Annotated in this window: 4 protein-coding genes and 1 pseudogene; all 5 read right to left on the bottom strand. The window is 63.2% G+C overall.

What is annotated here, in order from left to right:
• Positions 1-191: pseudogene (locus tag JOY90_RS17840) on the bottom strand (amidohydrolase); the annotation flags it as partial.
• A gap of 137 nt (positions 192-328) precedes the next feature.
• Positions 329-1123: an SDR family NAD(P)-dependent oxidoreductase gene (locus JOY90_RS17835; protein WP_291692437.1), complete on the bottom strand. Its 795-nt coding sequence runs from the start codon at positions 1121-1123 to the stop codon at positions 329-331.
• Positions 1120-2412 (bottom strand): TRAP transporter large permease, encoded by a 1293-nt coding sequence (locus JOY90_RS17830; RefSeq protein ID WP_291692436.1) that lies wholly within the window; start codon positions 2410-2412, stop codon positions 1120-1122. Before JOY90_RS17830 ends, JOY90_RS17835 begins: the two co-directional genes overlap by 4 nt.
• A 53-nt stretch (positions 2413-2465) precedes the next feature.
• Positions 2466-3086, bottom strand: coding sequence for a TRAP transporter small permease (locus JOY90_RS17825; RefSeq protein WP_291692435.1), 621 nt, complete (start codon positions 3084-3086; stop codon positions 2466-2468).
• 10 nt (positions 3087-3096) lie between these two features.
• Positions 3097-4125 (bottom strand): TRAP transporter substrate-binding protein, encoded by a 1029-nt coding sequence (locus JOY90_RS17820; protein WP_291692434.1) that lies wholly within the window; start codon positions 4123-4125, stop codon positions 3097-3099.
• Between the last annotated feature and the right edge of the window lie 109 nt (positions 4126-4234).

Genomic DNA, 4234 nt, shown 5'->3' with positions numbered 1-4234 from the left:
CGCGCCGCGATGCGCCTCACGATCCACAATTCGAGCGGCAGGTCGGGCGAGCCGAGCTGCAGCGGCGTCACTCCGACATGGTGATGGGCGTTTACAAAGCCCGGGGTCACGACATGATCAGGCGATCCAACCGTTGTCGCGTAAGGGTAGCGGCGCGACAACTCGGCAAAGCGGCCGACTTCGGTGATCACGCTTCCATCGACCAGGAGCGCTCCGTCATCGACGAGCAAAGGCCGGTTATGCTGATCGATTTTGCAGATAAGTGCCTTGCCGCGAACGAGAGTAGAAGTCATTTCCTGTCCTTGCTGAATTGCACAAGCGTTTGCCCTCAGCCCTGCCAGCGGCCGCCACTGACGTTGAGGACGGTGCCGCTGATCCAATTTCCACCCTGGCCCGCCAGATAGAGGCAGGCATGGGCGACTGGCTCGGGACCGCCGAGGCCAAGCGGATAAGTCGCGGCCTCGCGCGCCTTCTCCTCATCGGTCATCGGCTCACCGGTATTTCCGGTCGGGCCGGGCGCCACAGCATTGACCAGGATGCCGTGGGGCTCGAGCTGCCTGGCGAGGCCGAAGGTGAGCCCAGCGATGCCGGCCTTCGCCGCATTGTAGGCAACTGAAGTCCCGAGGCTGCCGCGCCGACCCGCCACCGATCCGATGAAGATCATGCGGCCGGAACGCGCTCTGATCATCGAGGGGATGACGGCCTTCGCGCACCACCAGGCGCCGGATAGGTCGGTGTCGATGACATTGCGCCAATGCGCGTCAGCAAGGCTCCAGGCCTGGCCGCGCGGGGCGTCGATCCCGGCGCAGGCGACAAGGACATCGATCCTGCCGTAGTCCCGCATGGCGATGGCGGCCATGGCCCGCGCGCTGTCCGGATCGGTAATATCGACGGGGGTGGAAGCGGCTCGTCCCCCCCGCGCGGCGATCTCTTGTGCGATCGCGGTAGCGTGGTCCGCCTGGATGTCGGCGAGTAGTAGCGTTGCGCCGGCGGCCGCAAAATGCTTGGCGATGCACGCGCCGATACCGCCCGCCGCGCCCGTGACGATAACGATCTTGTCGTCCAGACGCGCACCTTGGGCCAGACCGGCGGCGTCGATCGCCGGGGCGCCCTTTGCGGTCACGTCGTCAGCCCCAGTACGCGCGGCAGGAACATCGAGAACCCCTCAACATAGGTGATCAACAGCAAAGTGACGATTAGGATCGCCAGGAAGGGAAGCAGCGGCCGGATGATGTGCTCGAGCGGCAGCTTGGCGACCGCGCAGGCTGCGAAGACGCATACACCGACCGGTGGATGGGCCATGCCGAGCGCGACATTGGCCTCGATCAGGATCCCAAAATGGATCGGGTCGATAACGTGCGAAACGGCTACCGGCGTGAGGATGGGCATCAGGATGATGAGCGCGGGAACTGCATCCATGAACATGCCGATGGCGAAGAACAGGAGCTGCACCAGGAAGAGGAAGATGTTGCGGTCGCCAGCAACGCGCTGCAGCGCCGCGGCGACGTCCTGCGGAACCTGGCCGATCGTCATGGCGAAGCCCACGAGCGCTCCCATGGCGATGACCAGCATGACCATGCCGCTAATCTCGACCGATTCGCGGAAGATCTGCGGCAGCATTCGGAGCTTGAGGTCGCCGTAGACGAACAACGACACGATCAGCCCATAGACCACGGCAACGGCTGAGGCCTCGGTCGGCGTGAATGCGCCGGACAGGATGCCGCCGAGGATGATGACCACCATGAAGAGGGCGGGCGCCGCCTTCGCGAGCGACACGGCGAACGTCCTCAGTGATATGCGCTGGGCGTATCCCCCCCATCTATGTCGGCGCGACAGGATCACTACGACAATGATCAATCCGATGGCGTTTATGATCGCCGGTATGAGGCCGGCCGCGAACAGGCCGGCGATGGACATGTTAGCGACCACGCCGATGATGATGAGATCGATGGTGGGTGGCACCAGGGTTGCCGTCGCCCCGGCCGCGGCGAGCAGAGCGGTGCTGAAAGGCAGGGGATAGCCCTGCTGGCGCAGCGCCGGGATGGTGACCTTACCGATGGAGGCGGTGTCGGCCGTTGAGGATCCGGATATGCCATGGAAAAACATGGCCGCGACTACAACCGCGATGCCGAGCCCGCCGCGACCCCGCCCGACCGTCATGTGGGTCACGCCCATGAGCCTTTGCGCCACGCCGCCTTCGGCCATGATCGTGCCGGCAAAGATGAACAGCGGGATGGTGAGGAATGGAAAGGAATTGAGCGAGTTGAAGACTTGCTGGGGCACCGCGTCGATCATGCCAGCGGCCTGCGGTGACAGCAGGAGCCCCAATACACCCGCCCCGCCGAGGCAAAACGCGATGGGAACCCCGACTGCTATCAGGAGGACAAAGGCAACGAGGATGATGATGCCCATGGCACGGCGCCCCCTGTGCTATCGCCGTTGAGACGGGCGCGCCGATCCGCGCATCAGGATACGCCGAGGGATTTCTTCATCAGATCGATCTCGACATTCACGTCGCGCTTGTGGCGCTCGCTGAAATTTTGGCCGGTGCGCAGGGCCAGCATGCTGTCCGCGAAATCGAACAGGTAGATCAGGAATAGGAGGGAAAGTCCGGCCGGCACTCCGGAATACGGGATCCGCATGTCGATCTGCGTCGCGATCGTCGTCTGGCCCTCGAGGAACTGGACGTAGCGCCAGCTCACCACGATCATGACGAGCAGGAGGGCCAGCGTCACTAGGCTCACCGCAAGCTTAAGGACGATGCGCGGGCGTTCCGGCACGAGCAGCGTCGCCCAGCGGAAGACGAAATGCTGACCCGACCAGGCCGCTGCCGCCGCCGCCAACATGGCGTACCACACCAGCGCGTACCGCGCCGCCTCCTCAGTCCAGGGCAGGGGCTGCTGGATGAGGTAGCGGAAAACAACCTGCAGAAACAACGTCGCTGAAAGAAAGACGAGGAGCGCGCCGCTTAACGCGAAGACCAGCTTGGCGATGTAGCCGCCGCAGCGTGCGAGGGTTCGCTGCAAAACGAGCAGCGCGGCGTCGTTTTCCGCCGCGTCATTTTTGGTGGCGCGGGGCCCGTCCATCTCGCGCCCTTCAGGCGTGGTCGCGGGCGAGATCAATAAGAGTCGGGTCGCCGATCTTCTTTATCGCGGCCTCGTAGACACTCGTCATCTTGTCAACGAACGGTTGTCGATCGAACTCCTCGATCACCTCGATGCCCTTCCCTTTCAATTCCGCTAGATCGCGCGACTCTTCCTCCATGGTCACCTTCACTTGATGTTCAGAGGCGGCCCTGCCCGCCTCGCGCACGGTATCTGCGTCGGCCGGGCTGAGCTTCGCGAGGAACTTGTCCGAGACAAGGAATGCGTCGAGGATCGGCACATGACGCGTCATGGTCAGGTATTTGGTGACTTGGTAGAACTTGAACGATACCATATCGACCATTCCGTTGTCGGCGCCGTCGACGACGTGGGTCTGGAGTGCGGTATAGAGCTCATTGAACGCGACCGGCGTCGGCAGCGCCCCGAGGGCTGCGTAGGTGTCCTTGTGCACCTGGCTGGCCTGCACGCGCATTTTCAGCCCCTTCACATCGTCGACCGAGCGGATTGGGTGACGGATGTTCCACATGTTCCTGACGCCGTCGGTGCCCCAGCCCAGGATCTTTCCGGCAAAGGCGACCTCGACCTTGGGCCGCAGGACCGCGCCGAGCTTGCCGTAGAACGCGGCGATCGCGTCCTCCGTTTTCGCAAAGAGAAAGGGTAGGCTCACGACGTCGACGCCCGGCACCGCGGCGCTAAAAATGCCGACATCGCTGAAGTTGCCGTCGAGCGTCCCAGCCTTAACCGCGTTGTTCATCGCGGCATTGTCGCCAAGCTGCGCGTTTGGAAAAATGGTGATCTTGACCCGGCCGCCGGTCTTCGCCTCGACGAGTTCCTTAAACTTGACCGGACCCGCCGAATGCGAATCCTCAAGCGGGCTGTCGCTGCCCAAGCGCATAGTCACTGCGTCCTCAGCCGAGGCGCTCGTCCTCACGTCCGCGAGACCGAAGCCGAGCGAGGCGCCGGCTCCCATTGCCAGCACTCCCCGGCGTGAGAAAGTTCCATTTTTGCGAGCGCGATCCATTAAGCAACCTCCCGTTTTCGTATCTCGGCTTCGTCCTACAGACCGATTGTAGGTCTGATGGGCTAGCATGGCCGGCGGAAAAGTCGACCACGATTAGTTTAGCGAGTCA

The sequence above is a fragment of the Bradyrhizobium sp. genome (assembly GCF_019242285.1).
Classification (GTDB): domain Bacteria; phylum Pseudomonadota; class Alphaproteobacteria; order Rhizobiales; family Xanthobacteraceae; genus Bradyrhizobium.
Note: the sequence above shows the minus strand (reverse complement) of the source record. Positions and strands in the feature narration are given on the sequence as shown.